Consider the following 16,078-nt stretch of genomic DNA (forward strand, 5'->3'; position numbering starts at 1 on the left):
CCACCCGATCATATCGAACTTGTTACGCATGGCATCGATAACATAGGCTCCGCACCGTGACTGAGCCCCCCGCGACACACATGTCTTTGGCCCACACCACGGCCGATGCGGCGGCCGGCGCCGCCACCGGCGCGCTCACCTGGCGCGGGGGCCGCCTGTACCGGGACGGCGTCCCCCATCGCATCCTGTCCGGGGCGCTGCACTACTTCCGCGTCCACCCCGACCTCTGGCGGGACCGGATACGTCGGCTCGCCGACCTCGGGCTCAACACGGTCGACACCTATGTGGCATGGAATTTCCATCAGCCCCGCGAGGACGAGGCGCCACGCTTCGACGGCTGGCGGGACATCGAGCGGTTCATCCGCACGGTGGGTGAGGAGGGCCTCGACGTCATCGTCCGGCCCGGCCCGTACATCTGCGCGGAGTGGTCCAACGGCGGCCTGCCGAGCTGGCTCACCGGCCGGGACGTCGCGGTCCGCAGCTCGGATCCGGCGTTCACCTCCGCCGTCGGCCGCTGGTTCGACGAGCTGGTCCCGCGCATCGCCGCGCTCCAGGCCGGGGAGGGCGGGCCGGTCGTGGCGGTGCAGGTGGAGAACGAGTTCGGCAGCTTCGGCGACGACCACGCCTACCTGCGCTGGAATCGCCAGGCCCTGATCAGGGGTGGCATCCGGGAGTTGCTGTTCACCGCCGACGGACCCACCGAGCTCATGCTGGACGGCGGTACCCTGCCCGGCACCCTGACGACCGTCACCCTGGGCTCCAAGCCCGACGACGCCCGGCAACTCCTCGCGCGGCGGCGACCGGACGAACCGTTCGTGGTCGCCGAGTTCTGGAACGGCTGGTTCGACCACTGGGGCAAGCGGCACCACGTCCGCGGGGTGGAGAGCGCGGTCCGCACACTCCGCGGCATCATCGCCGACGGCGGCAGCGTGAGCATCTACATGGCACACGGCGGCACCAACTTCGGGCTCTGGGCGGGCGCCAACGAGGACGAGGGCCGATTGCAGCCCATCGTGACGAGCTACGACTCCGACGCGCCGATCGCCGAGGACGGCACGTTCACCGCCAAGTTCTTCGCCGTGCGCGAGGCGCTCGGCGCAGGCGGGCCCCTCCGGTCACCCGCGAGGATGCCCACGCTCCCGCCGGCACACGTCCCGCTCGTCCACCGCTCCGACCTGCTCACCGGCCTGCGCGCCGTACCGGCCCCGACCTCGACCGCCCCGCGCCCCGCCTCGTTCGAGCATCTCGGGCTCGACGCGGGAATGGTCCTGCACACAGCGCACCCGCGCATCCCGGCGGGCGAGCACCGGCTCGCTCTCACCGACGTACGCGACCGGGCACTGGTCTTCGGCGACGGCACCCTCCTCGGCGTCGCCGATCCCGACGACCCGGAACTCCCCATCCACGGAACCGGCGACGTCGTACGGCTGGAGGTCCTCGTCGAGAACCTCGGCCGGGTGAACTACGGGCCGGGCATCGGCCGGCACAAGGGCCTGCTCGGTCCCGTTCTCGTCGACCGGCGCATCGTGCAGGGCTGGGACAGCACGCCGGTCGCCTTGCAGGAGTGGTCGCCCACGGAGCTGGCCGACGCGGTCGCCGCCGGTCCCGCGACCACGCACGCCGGGTTCGCCGTCGCGCGGTTTCACGTCGACACGCCCGCGGACACCTTCCTCGCGCTGCCCGGGTCGAGCCGTGGCCTCGTCTGGGTCAACGGGTTCCTCCTCGGCCGCTACTGGGAGATCGGGCCGCAGGTCACGCTGTACTGCCCGGCACCGCTGCTGCGCGTGGGCGAGAACACCGTGACGGTCCTCGAGCTGGAACGGCTCGGCGGAACCCTGGAGTTGCGGGATCACCCCGAGCTGGGACCGCCGGAGGAGTACGTCGAGGAGTTCGGCTGACAAACCGGCTGACACCTCCGGCTGACGACTCCGGATCGTCACACGGGGCCGTGCCTTCCAACTTCTCAAGCGCTCCAGGAAACAGTCGCCGACCAAGCTACGGCTGGATCTGCTCGACGGACTCGCCCCCCGCACCAGCCTGGGGCCAGTACAGGGGGCCATAGTGGCGCCACGCGCTCTGTGAGGGTGTCAGCCGACGAGGGTGCGCTCCGGCCGAGAGTGCGGTGCGCACTGCCCGTGCTGGTCGAGCTTCTCGCCCTCGACGTCCACCCGGGGCAGGAGCCGGTCCAGCCATTTCGGCAGCCACCAGGCGGACTTGCCGAGCAGGGCGAAGAGCGCGGGCACGATCGACATGCGGACGATGAAGGCGTCGAAGAGGACGGCGATCGCGAGGGCGAAGCCGATCATCTTGACGAAGTCGTTGTCCTCCACGATGAAGCCGGAGAAGACGCTCATCATGATGACCGCGGCCGCGGCGACGACCCGGCCGCCGTGGCGGAAGCCGTCGACGACCGCCTCGGCGGGGCTTGCTCCGTGGACGTACGACTCACGCATCCGGCTGACCAGGAAGACCTCGTAGTCCATCGCGAGGCCGAAGACCACGCCGATCATGAAGATCGGCATCGTGCTCATGATCGGGCCGGTCTGCTCGATGCCGAGGACATCCGCGAGCCAGCCCCACTGGAAGACCGCCACGACGGCGCCGAGGGCAGCGGCCACCGACAGCAGGAACCCGAGGGCCGCCTTGAGCGGGACCAGGACGGAGCGGAAGACCACCATGAGGAGGAGGAAGGCGAGGCCGACGACCAGGCTCAGGTAGGGCAGGAGCGCGTCGTCCAGGGTCTGCGAGAAGTCGATGAACATGGCCGTCTGGCCGGTCACCAGGATCTGGGACCCGTTGCTCTGCTCCAATCCGCCGGCGGTGTCGCGGAGTTCGCGAACCAGCTCCTCGGTCTTCTTCTCGGTCGGGCCGGTCTTCGGGATGATGTTGATGATCGCGGTGTCGTTCGCCTTGTTGGCGGTGGCGGGGGAGACCGAGGCCACGCCGGGGTTCCGGTCGAAGGCCTTGCCCGCGGAGTCGGCCGCCTTCTTGGCGTCCTCGGCCTGCACGGTGATCATCAGGGGTCCGTTGAACCCGGGCCCGAAGGACTCCGAGAGCATGTCGTACGCCCTGCGCTGGGTGGTCTCCGTCGACATCGAGCCCTCGCCGGGCAGCCCGAGTTCGAGGCTCGTGGCCGGTACGGCGACCGTGCCGAGGCCGACCACGCCGATGAGCAGGACGGCCACGGGGTGGCGCAGGACGTAACTCGCCCAGCGGGAGCCGAGGTTGGACTTGTCCTTCTTGGCCGGCTTGGCCGCGCGCTTGGCGGCCTTGCGCTGCCCCCGCTCCGACAGCGGCTTGACGGCGTACTGCAGGCGTCCCTTGCGGGCCATCACCTTGACCGGCGCGAAGCCGAGCAGGGCGGGGACCAGGGTGATCGCGACGAGCACGGAGACCGCGACGGTGCCGGCCGCGGCGAGGCCCATCTTGGTGAGCATCGGGACGTTGACGACGGCCAGTCCGGCGAGGGCCACGATGACTGTCAGCCCCGCGAAGACGACCGCCGAACCCGCGGTGCCGAGGGCCCGGCCTGCGGACTCTTCGGGGCCCTGCCCCTCGACGCGCTCGGCACGGAACCGGGACACGATGAACAGGGCGTAGTCGATGCCGACCGCGAGGCCGATCATCATCGCGAGCGTCGAGGTGGTGCCGGACAGGCCGAGGGTGGAGCCGAGCGCGGTGATGCCAAAGATGCCGATCCCGACTCCGATCAGCGCGGTGATCAGCGGCATTCCGGCCGCGAGCATCGAGCCGAAGGTCAGGATGAGGACGATCGCGGAGACCAGGATGCCGATCTGCTCGCCGGTGCCGCCCATCGTCTGGTCGATCTTCACGGCGTCACCGCCGGCTTCGACGGTCAGGCCCGCCTTGCCGGCCTTCTTGACGGCCGCGTCGAGCGCGTCGTGCGCCTTGTCGCTGACCTCCATCGCGGGGACCTTGTACGTCACCACCGTGTAGGCGGTCGTACCGTCCTCGCTGATGCTGATCTTGGGGGTCTTGTAGGGGTCGGCGGCGCCCACCACCTGCGGGGAGGACTTGCCTAACTCGGCGACGAGTCGGCCGACTACGGCCCGTTGCTCGGGAGCGGTGATCTTCTGGCCCTCGGGGGCCCGGACGACGACCCGGGCGCTGGCGCCGTCGGCGCTCGCGTCCGGGAACTTCTCCGTCAGCAGGTCGAAAGCCTCCTGCGACTCGGTGCCCGGCATCGAGAACGTATCGGCGGGCGGCGTCGGAGCGGAGGAGGCGGCGAAGCCCATGCCGCCGAATATCAGCAGCCAGAGCAGCAGCGTCACCCCCCGGCGGCGAAAGGCGAGGCGGCCCAGTCTGGAAAGGAACGTAGCCACGGTTTGGGGCTCCTGTTGGGTCGGTGCGGTCGGTGCGGTGGGTGTGGTGGGTGTGCGGGTCGGGCGGGTCGGTTCTTCGGTTGCCTGGACAGCGCGGTACGGCGCCGCGGTGGCGCCATGGCTGGCCCTACCTGATGCGCGACTGGTGCGGGGTGAGCGGTGCGAATCTGGGGCTGTGGCTGCAAGTCCACTTGGCAGGCGCCGCGTTGGGGCTGCGTCGCTCGCGCCTTCATCATGGCATAAGTGTGGCGCCATTGCGAGCCAATGTGGCGCCATCGGTTTTTGCGGTGCCACCTGTCAGCGCGCTGACAGGAAACGATCAGCTCATGACCGGGGGGGGGGGGGGGGGGGGGGGGGCTAGGCGCGCGGCCTCGCGGAGGGCAACCGGATCCGCACGGCGCTGCTCGCGGCGGTCAGACAGGACCCGCGCACGCCTGTCGCCGGCATCAAGGCCTCCGTCAGGTCCCTGCGCTCGGAGGACGTGCACTGGTCGGACGAGGACCAGGCGGAGCGGACCGCCTGGGCTGCGTTACGGCGACGCCCCGCGCGGGGCAGCCGGCCCCGGTTTCGCGGTGGTCTGCGGCTTCACGGAGTCGATGGGCGGGACGCTGGGCGCGGAGGGCACACCTGGGGGCGGCCTCACCGTGGTGCTCACGCCGCGGGTGGGGCAGGCCCTTTGGGAGCGGTGAGCGGCTCGGGCTTGTTGGAATGGTGGGCGCTCGGGTCTTCTTGGGCCGGTGAGCGGCTCAGGCCCGGCGGATCACGATGTCGCCGACGCTGGTCCGGCCCCGGACCTCGACTGTCTCCTCGGATGCCTCGGGTCCCTCCGCCGCCCCGAGCTCATTGCGTACACGCCCCGCGGCGGACCGCACATCCAGCCAGGCCGCAGACCCCTCGGCGATTCCGATCTCCAGCCCCCCGGCCGAGGTGTCCAGGGTGATCCGCCCACGCACCACCTCGGCGAGCCGAATGGCGCCGTTCGCGGACTTGGCCGTGACGGAGGCGTCCGCGTGCAGGACGCTGATGGGTCCGCTGGACGAGCTCACCTTCAGCTCCCCGCGGATCTCTCCGATCGCGGTCTCGCCGTTGAGGTTCTTGATGGTGGCCGTGCCGTCGACCCGGCCGACCCGAACCCGCCCCGACCCGCGGATCTCGACCTCGCCCGTCGCGCGGTCCACGAGGATGTCCCCGTGCGAGGTCTTCAGCCGTACGGCCGCGGCCTCTTCCAGCTGGATGTCACCGGCAGCCGTCGTCAGGTGGCAGTTCCCCAACCGCCCCTCGCCGATCAACTCGCCGAGGCCCGTGCTGCCGGTCAGGTCCGAGCCCGTGGGCAGTTCGACGGTCACATCGACCGCGCCGACCTTGCCGAAGAGCGAGCGCTTCTTGGGGCCCTTGATCACGAGCTTCCCGCCCGTGCAGGTGACCTGGGTGTCCTCGGCGGCCTGTACGTCCTGCTTGTTGCCGGGGTCCCTCGGCGTCACCTCGACCACGCTGTCGGTGCGCTTGCCCGCGATGATCCGGGCCCGCCCGATCTCGACTTCAAGGGTGACGGAGAGGGGCTCGGGGGTGTCGAAAGTGGGCATGGCTGAACCGTCCTTTGGCTGTTGTGTGCTGGTTGCTGTCTGCTGGTTGCTTGGTCGGGAGTACGTGAGTGGGGTGGGCTAGCGCACCCAGCCGGTGATTCCCTGCCCGGCCGCGTGCACCCGGCTCGATCCGCTCTTGCCGCGGTCCGCCGTGGGTTCCAGGGCGGCGGCGACGGCCCGGACCAGCCAGGCGTTGACCGAGAGCCCTTCGCGGCTCGCGGCCTCCTCGACCCGGACCTTGAGCTGGGCGGGCGGGCGGAAGTTGATGCGCGAGGTGGCGCCGTCCTCGACGTCCACCGGGGCCGGCGGCGTGGGCGCCGGCGGCGGGGCCGGAGCATCGCCCTCGCCGAAGGTGTCCGGGGTGGGTGGCGCCGTGACCACGAACTCGGGGTCGAGCCCACGCAGTCGTACATCGACCGAGCCCGGGGCCAGGTCGCGGGTGACCTCGTCCATGGCGTCGGACAGGGCGTTCAGCAGGGTGAGCCGGGCGGCCGACTCGAGCTGGGCGGTGAGCCGCTCGGCCAGGGCGAGGGCTTCGTCTCCACCGGCTTCGGCGGCGACAGCGAGTTCGTGCCGGAGGTTGTCAACGTAGGGAGTGAGGTCCATAGTGCAACTATGGCACCATCATGGCGCCATAGCAAGCCGCATGGCGCCATGATGGTGCCGGGATCGAAATTCAACCGCTCCGGCGCTTGAGGAGCGGGGTGCCTCACGCCCGCGGGGCAATCTCCGATCAAGGTCGCCCCGGGCCGCGTGCCGCTCCGGTAGGTGTCGGTCGGGCGAGTGCCGGTCAGGCGAGTGCCGGTCAGGCGGCGGCGCACAGGGCGGGCGCCGCGTTCGTCTCGCTGAGGCCGACGCTGTGGAACCGGACCGCCGAAGGCCCGGTCGGGCCGGCGGTCAGGGCCACGGCGATCGGAGCGGGGTGATCGACGCGACGAGTGCGGGAGGCCTGAGCCGGGACGCGGACACGGACACGGACGGGAGCGGTGGCCGGGGCCGCGGTCTTCTTGCGGCCGCCCGCGAAGACGACGAGTCGCAGCACTGCGAACCGTGCGACACCGGCAAGCGCGGAGGCCGACAGATAGACGGCCTGCTCAAGCAGCGCCCCCGGCGCCGCCACCAGCTGGTGAAGGACGAACATCGCAACGCAGGTCACGCCGTACGCGGCCGCCGCAGACCCCGCCGACTGCACATGCTGGCACCAGGTCCCGCGCCCGCCCGCGCCGAAGGTGAAGCGGGCGTGCAGCTCGGTGGCGAGGAGCGTCGAGGCGACCGTGATCAGGGCGTTCGCCAGGGTCCATGGCATGCAGGCGGCGAGCGCCACCACTGCGAAGCTGGAGGCGACACCGACGCCGCCACCGCAGAGTACGAACCGTGCGAAGGCAGCGAAGGCGCCGGGTGCTGCCTGCGTCTGGCGCTGTGCTGACTCCATGATCCGGCCTCTCCGATGGCTGGCTCTGCGATACGCGAACCCCTCGGCCCAGTCGGGACCGAGGGGTTCATCGCCTGTGTCGCCATGATGGCGCAATGCATGGCGCCATTGCAAGAGGTAATTGGCGCCATCGGTTCGGTTGTCGGCGCCAGGGTCGGGCCATGGCATGTGAAACTGCAGGTCGGAGGGTTATTGCCGGGTGTCGATTGGTTCGATGATGGCGCCGGTCAGCCGATGACCTACGCGCACGTGGTGGGCGTGGCATTGCGCCGGATCGAGCGCGTTGGTGACCTCGTGGAAGGCGACGTGGTCGACAAGGCCTATCGCCACATGCTCGGACAGGTCGGCCGTGCACTTGTCCCGGATGGCCGTGTAGTGCACGCGGTTCCTCGGCGGCGCCGCGGTCGCGCGCTGGGGCCGCTCACCCCTCGGTGTGGGAGCCGGTCCCGGACGGCGCAGGAGCTTCCGTTTCGGAGATCCGGGCGATCATCCGCAGAGCGCGCGTGTTGGTTTCCCCGAGGGACGGGCCCGCCGACTGGTCGGAGCGCAGGGCCCAGTCCTCCACCCCGATGCGCAGCGCGGTGTTCAGCACGCCTGCTTCCAGGCGGACCGCGAGGTCGTCGGCGGGGCGATCGGTGCGGTCGGCGATCATGGCGGCGAACGCGGCTTCGGCGTCGTAATGCGCCTCCAGCCAGACGGCGCGCAGCCCCGGCTCGTCACGGCACAGCCGTACGAGGTCGCGCAGCGCTTCCACGCGCGCTCCGACGGCTCCGCCGTGATGGACGTTCATGATCGCCTCGGCGAGCGAGCAGTCCCCCTCCCAGTCCTTCAGGCTCTTCGTCAGTATCTCCAGGCCCGTTGTGAGCAGGGGGCGGACGCACTCCTCCTTCGAGCGGAAGTACCGCCACAGCGTGCGCGTGGACACCCCCGCGCTGGAGGCGATGTCCTCCGCGGTGGTCGCCGCCACGCCCTGGGCGACGAAGAGCCGGACCGCCTCCTCGGCGATCTCCATACGTGTCTCGGCGCGCCGCCGCTCCGTCAACGGCGGTCGCCCTGTGGAACCGCCGGCTCGTCCGGCCATGCGCCCCTCCTCGACTTGCTGTGCCCACTTTAATTTATGTCGCGCTGTGACTTTGTGTCGCACTGAGACAAAAACCAGTAGCCTCATGGGCACGCCAACGCGTCGAGCAGAGGAGCCCTCATGGGTGTTACGGGTCTGTCAGGCAAGAGCGTCATCGTCACCGGAGCCGCGTCCGGGATCGGCCGTGCCACCGCTCTGCGTTTCGCCGCGGAGGGAGCGAAGGTCGTCGTCGCCGACCTGAACGCCGAGGGGGCCAAGAGCGTCGTCGGCGCGATCGAGTCCGCGGGGGGAACGGCCGTCGCTGTCACGGGCGACCTGAGCGACAGCGCGGTGGTCGACGGGGTCGTGGCAAGCGCGGTCGACACCTTCGGCGGCATCGACGTCCTGGTCAACAACGCGGGCGTCATGGACAGCATGTCCGCGACGGCGGATGTCACCGACGCCGAGTGGGAGCGGGTCCTACGGATCAATCTCACGGCGCCGTTCCTGCTGACGCGGGCCGTTCTGCCGCACATGCTCGCGGCGGGAGGCGGAGCCATCGTCAGCACCGCGTCCGAGGCGTCGCTGCGCGGCAGCGCGGCCGGGACCGCGTACACCGTCTCCAAGCACGGTGTCCTCGGGCTCACCCGCTCTCTCGCGGTGATGTACCGGGACAAGGGCATCCGCGCCAACGCCATAGCACCGGGCGGCACGATCACCGATATCGCGACCGGCGTCGACATCGACCGGCAGGCCCACGGACCGGCCGTCCTCGGTGGGCACATGAACAACATGGGCCGCATCTCCGAACCGGAGGAGCAGGCCGCCGCCATTGTCTATCTCGCTTCCGACGCGGCAAGCAGCGTCAACGGCGTCATCCTGCCGGTGGACAACGGCTGGGCAGCGGTCTGAATCGCGTCGAGAACCACGCCTGCCTCAGAGAAAGAGGACACACGCATGTCCACCCCCCACACTCTGTCCGAACCGAATCGTCCCGATCCACAAGACCCGGGCTTGGACCTGGATGCCCTGCGCGAGCGGTACCGGGCCGAGCGTGACCGGCGGATCCGTCCTGACGGCAATCGTCAGTACCGGCGTACCACCGGCGAGTTCGGCCACTTCGACGAGGACCCGCATGCCGAGCCCGGGTTCACCCGGGAGCCGTTGAACGACCATGTCGAGGTGGTGGTCATCGGCGGTGGGTTCGGCGGCCTGCTGGCCGGCGCCCGCCTGCGCCAGGCGGGACTGCGGGGAATCCGCATCATCGAGAAGGGCGGGGACTTCGGCGGAACCTGGTACTGGAACCGGTATCCAGGAATTCACTGCGATATCGAGTCGTACGTCTACATGCCGCTGCTCGAAGAGGTCGGCTACATCCCGAAGTGGAAGTACGCGCCCGGCGAGGAGATCAGACAGCATTCACAGGCGATCGCGAAGCACTTCGATCTCTACCGTGATGCCTGCTTACAGACGCAGGTGACCGAACTCCGCTGGGACGAGACCAAGTTCGCGTGGATCATCGGTACCGACCGCGGTGACCGCATGAGCGCGCGCTACGTCGTGGTGGCGACCGGACTGCTCAGCCAGCCCAAACTGCCCGGGATCCCGGGGATCGAGACCTTCAAGGGGCACACGTTCCACACGAGCCGCTGGGACTACGGCTACACCGGTGGTGACGCGAACGGCGGCCTCGACAAGCTCGCCGACAAGCGCGTGGCCCTCATCGGCACGGGGGCGACCGCCATTCAGGTCGTGCCGCATCTCGGGAGGGACGCGCAGCACCTGTACGTGTTCCAGCGCACCCCGTCCTCGGTGGACGTGCGCGGACAGCGCCCCACGGATCCGGAGTGGGCCCAGTCGCTGACGCCTGGCTGGCAGCGGCGGCGCAGGGACAACTTCCTCGCGGTCGTGACGGGTGGCCGGGCGGACGAGGACCTGGTGGCCGACGGCTGGACCAGCAGTGCCCGCCTGCAACAGAAGATCGTCCCGAGCAACGGCTACGCGGACGTCACGCCCGAGGAGCGGGAACGTCTGGAGGAGATGGCCGACTTCCAGAAGATGAACGAGCTCCGGGCCCGGGTGGACGCCGTCGTCGAGGACCCGGCGACCGCCGAGGCGCTCAAACCCTGGTACCGCTACATGTGCAAGCGGCCCACGTTCAGCGACTCGTACCTGGACACGTTCAACCGGCCCGACGTCACGCTGGTGAACACGGCCGACCACGGGGGTGTGGAGCGCATCACCGAACACGCCGTCGTGGCCGGCGGGGTCGAGTACGAGGTCGACTGCGTCATCTTCGGGACCGGCTTCGACGTCGGCGTTTCCGGGCTGGTGTCCGGACAACTCCCTGCGTACGGAAGGGACGGCGTCGCTCTGCTGGACTCCTGGAAGACCGGCCCGAAGACGCTCCACGGGTTCTACAGCCAGGGTTTCCCCAACCTGTTGATGCTCGGCGCGACACAGAGCGCCAGCTCCGTGAACTACGTCCACGTCCTCGACGAACAGGCGACCCATGTCGCCGAGGTCGTCGCCGAGGCGCGCAGGCGCCGGGCCCGGTACGTGGAGCCGACGGCCGAGGCCGAGGCCGCCTGGGTGGCCACGATCCGGGAAAAGGCGGCCGACCTGCACAAGTTCCAGTCCGAGTGCACCCCCGGCTACTACAACGGCGAGGGCATGCCCAGACACCGGAGCGAGTCGTACGGCGACGGTCCGGTCGCGTTCTACGAGCTGCTCAGGCGCTGGCGCGCGGAGGGAGGCATGAGCGAGGTCATCGCCGAATGACAACCGACGACGCGAGCCCGCCGCAGTCACCACGCCACCGTCACCACACCATGGACAGGAAGTGACCGTGCGACCCAGCCGATTCGACGACACGGGACGCCGACAGCCCACGAGCGAGCGGTGGGACACCAGGAGGCTCAATCCGCCCAACCCGCTGTGGGGTTCCAACGGTGTCGCGTTCGGGCCCGACGGGCGGTTGTACGTCGCGCAGTTCCTCGCCGGGCAGATCAGCGCCGTGGACCCGGCAGGCGGGGACGTGGAGGTGGTCGTTCCGATGGACAGCCCGGTCCAGTCACCGGACGACCTCGCCTTTGGGACGGACGGCTCGATGTACATCGCCGACCTGGTCCCCGGCCGGGTGTGGCGCCGCAGCCCCCAGGGCGAGTACACCCTGGTCTCCGACGAGGTGAAGGTGCCCAACGGCATCACCTGCGTCGGCGACCGGCTCTTCGTCAACGAGATGAAGATGAACGGCCGCCTCCTCGAGCTGTTCCCGGAGGGTGGCGACCCGGTCGTTCTCACCGAGGGACTGGCCTTCGGCAACGCGATGCAGCTCGGCCCGGACGGCTGCCTGTACTACCCGCACATGATCAGCAATCAGGTCTGGCGCATTCCCCCCGACGGCGGTGTGCCGGAGGTGGTCGCGGAGGACGTACACGACCCGGTCGCGGTCCGTTTCGACAAGGGCGGGGTCCTGAACGTGCTGTCGCGGGGCCCGGAAGGCTTCGTGACGCGCATCGACCTCCACGGCACCGGATCCCGGTCGCTCGTCACCAGCGGTGTCGTGGGGCTGGACAACGCCGCGTTCGACGCGGAGAACCGCATGTTCGTCTCCAGCTTCGCGAGCGGCGGCATCACGGAGATGCATCCCGACGGACGCACCCGGCAGCTCGTGCCCCGCGGCCTCGACGGCCCCTATGGGGTGACGATCGACCTCGGAGGCACGGTGTACGCGGCCGACCACTACCGCGTGGCCCGCCCGGAGGCCTCCGACGGGGGCGAACCGGGCGGCGTGACCACGGAGGCGCTGCTGATCTTCACCCACGGCATCACCGCCGACGGCGGGCTCCTGCACCTCACCTCGCAGTTCGGCAACGTCCAGACCTACGACCCCGTGCGCAGGACCACGCGGGTCAGGGCGACCGGGCTCGGTCAGCCCCTGGGCCTCGCGGTGCGGGTGGACGGCGCGCTCGTGGTCGCCGAGACCGGCGCCGGCCGCATCATCGCCATCGACGAGGACGACACCGTCACCGTGCTCACCGAGGGGCTCGAACACCCCGTGGACGTGGCCTTCGACGCCGAGCAGCGCTGTTACGTCAGCGACGACCGGCTCGGGGCGGTGCTGCGCATCGACGATGGTCAGGCGGTGCCTGTCGCGGAGGGTCTCGGCGCCCCGCAGGGCCTGGCCGTCCGCGGCGACGAACTGTTCACCGTGGACACCGAGCACCGGAGGCTGTGGGCGGTGTCCCTGACCACGGGGGAGTGCGGGATCGACGCCGAAGACCTGGCAGTCGGCGTGCCCCCGGGGATCGTCCGCCGTGCCGAGCCCGCGCTGTTCGCGCACGGAGGGCCCGGCATGGCGGGCCAGTTCGCGGGCCTCGCCGTGGACCCGGACGGATCCCTCGTCCTCTCGGCCAACGGCGAGGGCACCGTGCTGCGCCTGTCACCACCGCGGAGCGGCACATGAGCCGGGGATGATCTTTAGGGCGGGGGCGCGGAGGCCGATAACGTCCTGGCCTGCATGGGCGAGTTCGTGGCCCGTGCCCAGGCCAGGACGATGTCACCGTTCGGACGTGTTCACGCGGATCAGCGTCTGTTGGCCAGTTGCGACGAGTGTCCTCCGGTCGTCCTGGACGCCGAACACTTCCAGTTGGCACACGGTCAGCGTCCGTCCGGATTTCAGGACCGTTCCCACGGCCTCGATGTGCTCGCCCGCGGCGGGTGCCAGGAGGTTGATCTTGTACTCGACCGTGAGCACCGAGGTGTCCTCGGGGAACAAGGTGAACGCCGCATAACCCCCCGCGCTGTCGGCGATGGCGCTGGTCGCTCCCGCGTGGAAGTAGCCGTGCTGCTGGGTCACCTCGGGCCGACTGGGGAGCGCGATGTGCACGCGCCCCGGCGCGATGTGCACTATGCGCGCACCGAGATGGCCCATCAGCCCCTGACGTTCGAAGCTTGCCTGGATGCGCGCCCGCACCTCCGGGCTTGCTGGTTCCTGCTGCGTCTGGTGTTCCACGGCTCTCCTTGAAGTGGAAGTGGAAGTGGACGTGTCGGCCGGGGCGTTGGGTGGTTGGGCCGGGGGGGCCAGGCGGGAGCCGTCATCCCGCCAGGCGCTCCACGAGGAGGAACCCGCCGATGGCGATCATCATGGCGCCGCTCGTACGGGTGACAGCGCGGGCCGCCGTCGGCCGGGCCGCCAGCACGGTACGGGCCAGTACGCCCACGGCGAGATAGACGGCGGCACAACTCACCATGTGCAGCGTGCCGAGCAGGCCGGTCTGAGCAGCGACAGGCCAGCCCGCCGCCGGATCGATGAACTGGGGGAACAGAGAGAAGTACAGGAGCAGCGCCTTGGGATTCAGGCCGCTGATGCCGGCGCCCTTCAGCATGATCTGCCGGCCGGAGGCGGCCATGGGCTCCGTGGAGGCACCGGGGGTGGCCGGCCGTGCCAGTACGCCCCCACCGAGCCACATCAGGTAGGCGGCCCCGACGACGGTCAGCGCGGTGAGCAGGCTCGCGGAGCTTGCGACGATCACCACCAGGCCGGCCACGGCGAGCAGGGTGTAGCCGGCGTATCCGGCCACCAGTCCGGCAACCGCCGGCAGCACCGACCGGTTCCGCAGCCCTGCCGTGATCGCGTAGGCCCAGTCCGCGCCGGGCGTGAACACCAGCAGAAGATCCACTGCCAGGAATGCCGCCACTGTGCCCGCGTCCATGTTGAATCGTCCCTCTTGTGTTCGCCCTTACGGAGGGAAGATTAGGCGTTCTGTGCCGGAAAGTGCTTCCATACTTTCCCCGTATTGGCCGCCTGGAAGGGATAATCTTCTCCATGGATGACCTGGATCGGAAGATTCTTGCCGAGCTGCAGCAGGACGGCCGTCTGACAGTGACCGAGCTGGCCGCCCGGGTGAAGCTGAGCGTCTCCCCGTGTCACCGCCGTCTGCGCGACCTCGAACGCGCCGGTGCGATCCGCGGCTACCGCGCCGTCGTGGACCCGGCCGCTGTCGGCCTGGACTTCGAGGCCCTGGTGTTCGCCACCCTGCGCTGGGGAGAGGGCGACACCATCACCGCCTTCGAGCAAGCCGTGGCCGCGATCCCGCACGTGATGCAGGCCCAGCGCCTGTTCGGTGAGCCCGACTACCTCTTGCGCGTCGTCACCAGCGATCTGGCTGCCTTCCAGCAGCTCTACGATCAGCGGCTGGCCACCCTGCCGGGCGTTCAGCGCTTGACCTCGACCATGGTCATGAAGCACGTGGTCAGCGACCGCCCGCTCCCTGCGTAGCCATGCGCCGACGAGAGCTACGTGAGAGTCCACGGGCGACGACGCGACCTCACTGACGCCCACCGACCGCAAGGCACGCCAGTACGCCGCCGCGCGTGGTGCGCGGCGGCGTACGGCTGTGGTGCGGTCGGGTCAGTCGGGCATGGCCTCGCGGACGAGCGCCGTGTCGACGTACTGCTCGAAGCGCACGATGAGCCCGCCGCGGACGACGAAGTGGTGGGCGACGCGAACGTCGATCGGCTTGCCGGTGGCCTTGTTGACGGCCGTGTAGCGGGCGAGGACGACGACGTTCTCGCCGTCGACGACGTAGTTGTCGTCGTGGGCGATCCAGTCGTCCCAGTCCTGGCCGAGCTTCTCCATCACGTTGGCCGTGACCCCGTCAGGGGTGCGGTAGGTGCCGGCGAGGGGGAAGCCGGCCATCTCGGTCCACTCCACGTCGGGGGCGAGGGTGGCGCGCAGGGCTTCCAGGTCGCCCGCCGCGGAGGCGAGGTACTGGCGGCGTACGACATCCACAGGCGCCGTGGACACGCCGAAGTCGGTGCCGGCCATGGGTGTCAGCCCCACTTCATCTCGCCCTTGGCGACCTTCGCGCCGATCTGAGCGGCGATCAGCATGCCGTTGCCGGGGTAGCGCTTGACGAGGGCATCGGTCAGCGCGGCGCCGTCGGCTGCCTTGCCGAGTTCCTCCTCGAAGGCGAGCAGGTAGTCGCGGGTGGCGGTGATGGCGGAGGCGTCCGCGGGGGTGTCGGGCAGGCGGTGGCCGGGGACGACCAGCTGCGGGTCGAGTGCGGCCATCTCGTCCAGGAGCTTGATCCAGGCGGAGCGGTCGGCAGGGGTGGGGGTGTCGGCGACCCACACGTGCTCCCGCTGGAAGAGCAGGACGCCGCCGAGGAGGGCGCGGTGCTCGGCCTGCCAGAGGTAATGGCGGTCGGGCAGTCCGGCGGGGCCGCCCCTGAGTTCGAAACGGTGGCCTTCGAGGGTGAGGTCGCCGGTCAGCGGGGTGAGTTCGACCAGGCGGGTGGGCAGGTTCGGGCCGAGGGCCTCCCACGCCTTGAGCTTGCCCTCGTAGGAGTGCTGGATGTGCTCGATGACGATCGGGGTGGCCACGAACTGCGCGTCGGGGAAGGCGTCGGCGATCACTTCGGCACCGAAGTAGAAGTCCGGGTCGCCGTGGCTGACGAACACGGTCGTCAGCTTCTTGCCCGAGTCGAGGACCTCGGCAGCCAGGCGATGGGCGTCGGCACGGGTGAAGCCGGCGTCGACCAGCAGCGCCTCCTGCTCGCCGGTGACGAGAGTGGCGGTCTTGTTCTTGCTCCCGGCGGGGAAGTCAAGGTCGTGGACCTGGAAGGAGAGGGTGCTCATGCTGGGCTCCTTGGGG

At 69.9% G+C, this 16,078-nt stretch carries 14 protein-coding genes and 1 pseudogene; 5 read left to right on the forward strand and 10 right to left on the reverse strand.

Going from position 1 to position 16,078, the window contains the following annotated elements; all coding sequences use genetic code 11:
- Positions 1–80 precede the first annotated feature (80 nt).
- Complete coding sequence (locus FGD71_RS19130) at positions 81–1,898, forward strand: glycoside hydrolase family 35 protein (protein WP_119101672.1); 1,818 nt, start codon at positions 81–83, stop codon at positions 1,896–1,898.
- Between the two features lie 189 nt (positions 1,899–2,087).
- Here FGD71_RS19130 and FGD71_RS19135 read toward each other — a convergent pair whose 3' ends face one another.
- The 6 genes and pseudogenes from FGD71_RS19135 to FGD71_RS19165 form a co-directional block, all read right to left on the reverse strand.
- On the reverse strand, positions 2,088–4,343 hold the full coding sequence (locus FGD71_RS19135; protein WP_119101673.1) for an MMPL family transporter: 2,256 nt from the start codon (positions 4,341–4,343) through the stop codon (positions 2,088–2,090).
- Between the two features lie 746 nt (positions 4,344–5,089).
- Positions 5,090–5,926, reverse strand: coding sequence for a DUF4097 family beta strand repeat-containing protein (locus FGD71_RS19145; protein ID WP_119101674.1), 837 nt, complete (start codon positions 5,924–5,926; stop codon positions 5,090–5,092).
- A gap of 78 nt (positions 5,927–6,004) precedes the next feature.
- Positions 6,005–6,532 carry a hypothetical protein gene (locus FGD71_RS19150; RefSeq protein ID WP_119101675.1) on the reverse strand — a complete coding sequence of 176 codons (528 nt, stop codon included), beginning with the start codon at positions 6,530–6,532 and terminating at the stop codon, positions 6,005–6,007.
- Positions 6,533–6,731: 199 nt separating this feature from the next.
- Entirely contained in the window at positions 6,732–7,358 is a 627-nt protein-coding gene (locus FGD71_RS19155; RefSeq protein WP_420878322.1) for a GtrA domain-containing protein, read from the reverse strand.
- Positions 7,359–7,597: 239 nt separating this feature from the next.
- A pseudogene (locus FGD71_RS19160) lies at positions 7,598–7,712 on the reverse strand (lipase); the annotation flags it as partial.
- A gap of 67 nt (positions 7,713–7,779) precedes the next feature.
- The gene (locus tag FGD71_RS19165; protein WP_181359234.1) at positions 7,780–8,439 is read right to left on the reverse strand and encodes a TetR/AcrR family transcriptional regulator; all 660 of its coding nucleotides are present in this window, start codon (positions 8,437–8,439) and stop codon (positions 7,780–7,782) included.
- A gap of 120 nt (positions 8,440–8,559) precedes the next feature.
- On the opposite strand from FGD71_RS19165, the gene FGD71_RS19170 reads away from it, so the two are divergent.
- From FGD71_RS19170 to FGD71_RS19180, 3 genes are all read left to right on the forward strand, one after another.
- On the forward strand, positions 8,560–9,330 hold the full coding sequence (locus FGD71_RS19170; protein ID WP_119101677.1) for an SDR family NAD(P)-dependent oxidoreductase: 771 nt from the start codon (positions 8,560–8,562) through the stop codon (positions 9,328–9,330).
- A gap of 45 nt (positions 9,331–9,375) precedes the next feature.
- Entirely contained in the window at positions 9,376–11,199 is a 1,824-nt protein-coding gene (locus FGD71_RS19175; RefSeq protein WP_119101678.1) for a flavin-containing monooxygenase, read from the forward strand.
- A gap of 67 nt (positions 11,200–11,266) precedes the next feature.
- Positions 11,267–12,886, forward strand: coding sequence for a hypothetical protein (locus tag FGD71_RS19180; protein WP_240436667.1), 1,620 nt, complete (start codon positions 11,267–11,269; stop codon positions 12,884–12,886).
- Positions 12,887–12,979: 93 nt separating this feature from the next.
- On the opposite strand, the gene FGD71_RS19185 is transcribed toward FGD71_RS19180, so the two are convergent.
- A complete protein-coding gene (locus tag FGD71_RS19185) occupies positions 12,980–13,435 on the reverse strand; it encodes a PaaI family thioesterase (RefSeq protein ID WP_119101680.1) in 456 nt (151 codons plus the stop codon).
- 82 nt (positions 13,436–13,517) lie between these two features.
- The gene (locus tag FGD71_RS19190) at positions 13,518–14,135 is read right to left on the reverse strand and encodes a LysE family translocator (RefSeq protein ID WP_119101681.1); all 618 of its coding nucleotides are present in this window, start codon (positions 14,133–14,135) and stop codon (positions 13,518–13,520) included.
- 113 nt (positions 14,136–14,248) lie between these two features.
- On the opposite strand from FGD71_RS19190, the gene FGD71_RS19195 reads away from it, so the two are divergent.
- Positions 14,249–14,701 (forward strand): Lrp/AsnC family transcriptional regulator, encoded by a 453-nt coding sequence (locus tag FGD71_RS19195; protein ID WP_119101682.1) that lies wholly within the window; start codon positions 14,249–14,251, stop codon positions 14,699–14,701.
- Positions 14,702–14,833: 132 nt separating this feature from the next.
- On the opposite strand, the gene FGD71_RS19200 is transcribed toward FGD71_RS19195, so the two are convergent.
- Together FGD71_RS19200 and FGD71_RS19205 are read right to left on the reverse strand one after the other, a co-directional pair.
- The gene (locus FGD71_RS19200) at positions 14,834–15,250 is read right to left on the reverse strand and encodes a nuclear transport factor 2 family protein (RefSeq protein WP_119101683.1); all 417 of its coding nucleotides are present in this window, start codon (positions 15,248–15,250) and stop codon (positions 14,834–14,836) included.
- 5 nt (positions 15,251–15,255) lie between these two features.
- Entirely contained in the window at positions 15,256–16,062 is an 807-nt protein-coding gene (locus tag FGD71_RS19205; protein ID WP_119101684.1) for an MBL fold metallo-hydrolase, read from the reverse strand.
- Positions 16,063–16,078 lie beyond the last annotated feature (16 nt).

Origin of the sequence: Streptomyces sporangiiformans (assembly GCF_005768555.2) — a bacterium.
Lineage (GTDB): Bacteria > Actinomycetota > Actinomycetes > Streptomycetales > Streptomycetaceae > Streptomyces > Streptomyces sporangiiformans.